The organism is Aquabacterium sp. UBA2148 (assembly GCF_002328915.1).
In the GTDB taxonomy this organism is placed as follows: Bacteria; Pseudomonadota; Gammaproteobacteria; order Burkholderiales; family Burkholderiaceae_C; genus Aquabacterium; species Aquabacterium parvum.
In genome coordinates, this window is sequence record NZ_DCXA01000131.1 from 1 (window position 1) to 3,629 (window position 3,629).

5 protein-coding genes are annotated in these 3,629 nt (G+C 68.4%); 1 reads left to right on the forward strand and 4 read right to left on the reverse strand.

The features are described 5' to 3' along the window. From bioA to B2W70_RS07095, 4 genes are all read right to left on the reverse strand, one after another. On the reverse strand, positions 1-1,228 hold a 1,228-nt coding region (bioA, locus tag B2W70_RS07080; protein WP_286744218.1), incomplete at its 3' end, for an adenosylmethionine--8-amino-7-oxononanoate transaminase. Between the two features lie 3 nt (positions 1,229-1,231). Continuing rightward, positions 1,232-1,603: a 6-pyruvoyl trahydropterin synthase family protein gene (locus tag B2W70_RS07085; protein ID WP_058088536.1), complete on the reverse strand. Its 372-nt coding sequence runs from the start codon at positions 1,601-1,603 to the stop codon at positions 1,232-1,234. Between the two features lie 44 nt (positions 1,604-1,647). Next, positions 1,648-2,310, reverse strand: a complete 663-nt coding sequence (gene queE / locus B2W70_RS07090) for a 7-carboxy-7-deazaguanine synthase (protein ID WP_286744221.1) — start codon at positions 2,308-2,310, stop codon at positions 1,648-1,650. A 108-nt stretch (positions 2,311-2,418) separates the two neighbouring features. Further along, positions 2,419-2,769 (reverse strand): hypothetical protein, encoded by a 351-nt coding sequence (locus tag B2W70_RS07095; protein ID WP_286744223.1) that lies wholly within the window; start codon positions 2,767-2,769, stop codon positions 2,419-2,421. On the opposite strand from B2W70_RS07095, the gene hemA reads away from it, so the two are divergent. Beyond that, positions 2,768-3,629: glutamyl-tRNA reductase (gene hemA / locus B2W70_RS07100; protein ID WP_286744226.1), on the forward strand; the 862-nt coding region annotated here is incomplete at its 3' end. The two genes, B2W70_RS07095 and hemA, sit on opposite strands and share 2 nt — an antisense overlap.

The window sequence follows — 3,629 nt, forward strand, 5'->3', positions numbered from 1 at the left end:
GGCGCAGCAACAGTCCGGCGTTCAGCGCGGCGCGGTGGTAGCGCGCGGCGAACGTGGGCTCGTTGGTGTCGATGTCCCAAGCCCAGATCATGCCCAGGTGACGGCTGGCCTTGACGCGCGGGTGACGGCGCAGCGGCTCGGTCAGGGCGTTGAAATGCGCGGCGGCTTCGCGGTTGCGGGCCAGCACGTCGTGGCCCTGCTCGTCGCGCGCCTCGAAGGCATCGAGCACGGCCAGCGCAGCGCGGCAGGCCAGCGGGTTGCCGGTGTACGAATGCGAATGCAAAAAGCCGTGCGCGCTGCGGTCGTCCCAGAACGCTTCATACACCGCGTCGGTGGTCAGCACGGCCGACAGCGGCATCACGCCCCCGGTCAAGCCCTTGCTCAGGCAGATGAAGTCAGGACGCACCGCCTGGCCGCCTTCGCCAATGGCCTGCTGATGCGCGAACAAGGTGCCCGTGCGGCCAAAGCCCACGGCGATTTCATCGGCGATCCAGTGGACCTCGTGCTGGTCGCACAGGCGGCGCACGGCCACCAGGTAGGCCGCATCGTGCATGGCCATGCCTGCGGCACCTTGCACCAGGGGCTCGAGGATGATCGCGGCGGTTTCGTGCGCGTGCGCTTGCAGGTAGGCCGCCAGCGCGTCGATGCAGTGCTGCAGGTGCTGCTCAGCCGACACGCCAGGCGCGGCTCGGCGCGGGTCGGGCGAGGGCAGCGTGGCGCTCAGGCGCAGCAACGGCGCGTAGGCCTCGCGGAACAGCGGGATGTCGGTGACGGACAAGGCGCCGGCGGTTTCGCCGTGGTAGCCGCCTTCGAGGCCAATGAAGCGGTGCTTGCCCGCACGGCCTCGGTTGCGCCAGCTGTGCGCGCTCATCTTCAGCGCGATCTCGGTGGCGCTGGCGCCGTCGCTGGCATAGAAGGCGTGGCCCAGGCCCGTGAGCCGGCCCAGCCGCTCGGAGAGCTCGACCACCGGCGCGTGCGTGAGCCCGGCCAGCATGATGTGGTCAACGCGGTTGAACTGATCGGCGATCGCTTCGCCTATCGGCGCGAAACCGTGCCCGAACAGGTTCACCCACCACGAGCTGACCGCGTCCAGGATGCGGTGCCCCCGATCGTCAACCAGCCAGGGCCCTTGCGCCTGCACGATCGGGCGCGGCGGCAGGTGCTCGTGCACCTTCATCTGCGTGCACGGGTGCCAGACGGCCTGGCGGCTGCGCTCAGCCCAGCTCATGGCTCAGGCCTGCGGCCGGTAGACGCAGCGGTCACCCGCCGCGCGCGACACCGCCACGGCCGAGACCTGCGGGATCTGCTGGTGCACCTGCGCAAAGATGAACACGCACAGGTTTTCCAGTGTGGGCGCGCCCAGGCCAGCCACCTCGTCGAGGAAGTGGTGGTCGAGCTGGTTGCGGATGCCGGCGATCACCCCGCGCAGCACGGCCAGGTCCACCACCATGCCGCTGTCAGGCTGGCGCTCACCGCGCACCATGACCTCGGCCGTGTAGGTGTGCCCGTGGATGCGGCGGCTGCCTGCGGCCTCTTCGGGCGAGACCTGGCGCTTGAGCGTGTGCGCGGCATCAAAAGAAAAGGTCTGGCTCAACTCGAACATCTCGGGAATCCTTCAGCGGGAGGGCGCCTGGTGCATCGCGCGTTTCAGCGGATGCCCAGCGTCTTGTGGGTCTGGACACTCAGGCTCCAGCGCGGGTGGTCCAGGCACCACTGCACAGCCCATTGCATGGCCTCGCGCCGGGCCTTCGGATCGGCGCTGTCCATGGCCTGCACACGCAGCTGCTCAAAGCTCAGCTTCTCGAACGCGAGCAGGTCATCTTCGGTGAAACCGGCCTGCGGCACCACCACCTTGAGCTCGTGGCCCGTGGTCTGCACCAGGGTCGAGCCCGCCTTGGGGCTGATGCAGACCCAGTCGATGCCGGCAGGCGCGGCGATCGTGCCGTTGGACTCGACAGCGATTTCAAAACCCTGCGCATGCAGCGCGTCGATCAGCGCCACGTCCAGCTGCAGCATGGGCTCGCCACCGGTGATCACGACGAAACGCTGCCCCTGGCCACCGGCTTGCGACGCGGGCCAGAACGAGGCGATGCGTTCTGCCAAGGATGCCGCCGTGTCGAACTTGCCCCCGCCCAGGCCGTCGGTGCCCACGAAATCGGTGTCACAAAAGCGGCAGACGGCGGTGGCGCGATCCGCCTCGCGGCCCGACCACAGGTTGCAGCCCGCAAAGCGACAGAACACCGCCGGGCGACCGGCGTGGCTGCCTTCGCCTTGCAGGGTGTAGAAGATTTCCTTGACGCTGTAGCTCATGAGATGCCGACGTGGCTGCCAGGGTTCTTGCGCAGGAGCGCGCGGTTGAATGGGATGAAAAAGATGAGATCGAACGCAGATCGGTGCACACGGGCGGGCGAGCGAGGCTCAGCGCAGACCGGTCCACCACACGGCGAGGGCCGAAGCCAGCACCAGGCCAGCGTAAGTCCACATGGCGCCATCGCGCCCCAACACCAGCAGCCCCAACACCAGCACCACCAGGTTGACCGCAGCCGCCAGCTTCACCTGGCGCCACCAGCCTGCCGACGCCAGCGATTTCCACCAGACGAGACGCGCCAGCGAAGGCACCAGCAGGGCCATGGCCACCGCGGGCAGCAGGAAATTCACGACGTGGCTGAGAAATTGGACCAACACTTGCACCCCACCACGACCTTCGCCCAGGATCATTTCCCCGCGCGAGCCCGAAAGCAAACCGTCGATTTTATAATCTTTGCCCATGACTGTCCTGACCCTGGGCTTGAACCACCACACGGCCGCCGTAGACCTGCGCGGCCGCTTTGCTTTCGCGGTGGACCAACTCGCCCCGGCGCTCAAGCACCTGCACGAGCGCCTGACCGGCTCGCCACAGTCCGCCCAGCCTGAAGTCGCGCTGCTGTCGACCTGCAACCGCACCGAGCTTTATTGCGCCGCCGGTGGCGTGGGCGCCTCGCCCGAAGCCCTGCGCCACATCGCGGTCGACTGGCTGGCCCAGATCGGCCGCGTCGGCCCCGACGAGCTGCTGCGCCACACCTACCTGCTCGAAAACAGCCAGGCCGCGCGCCACGCCTTTCGCGTCGCCAGCGGGCTGGACTCCATGGTGTTGGGCGAGCCCCAGATCCTCGGCCAGATGAAGCAGGCGGTTCGCGAGGCCGACACCGCCGGCACCCTGGGCACCACGCTGCACCAGCTCTTTCAGCGCAGCTTCGCCGTCGCCAAAGAGGTGCGCACCTCCACCGAGATCGGCGCGCATTCCATCAGCATGGCCGCCGCCGCCGTGCGCCTGGCGGCCGAACTCTTCGAAGACCTGGGCCGCACCAAGGTGCTCTTCGTGGGCGCCGGCGAGATGATCGAACTCACCGCCACGCACTTCGCCGCGCGCAACCCTCGCGCCATGGCCGTGGCCAACCGCACGCTCGAGCGCGGCGAAAAGCTCGCCACCCACCTGGGTGCGCAAGCCATCCGCCTGGCCGACCTGCCCGATCGCCTGCACGAGTTCGACATCGTCGTCTCCTGCACCGCCAGCACCCTGCCCATCATCGGCCTGGGGGCGGTCGAGCGCGCGCTCAAGGCCCGCAAGCGCCGCCCCATGTTCATGGTCG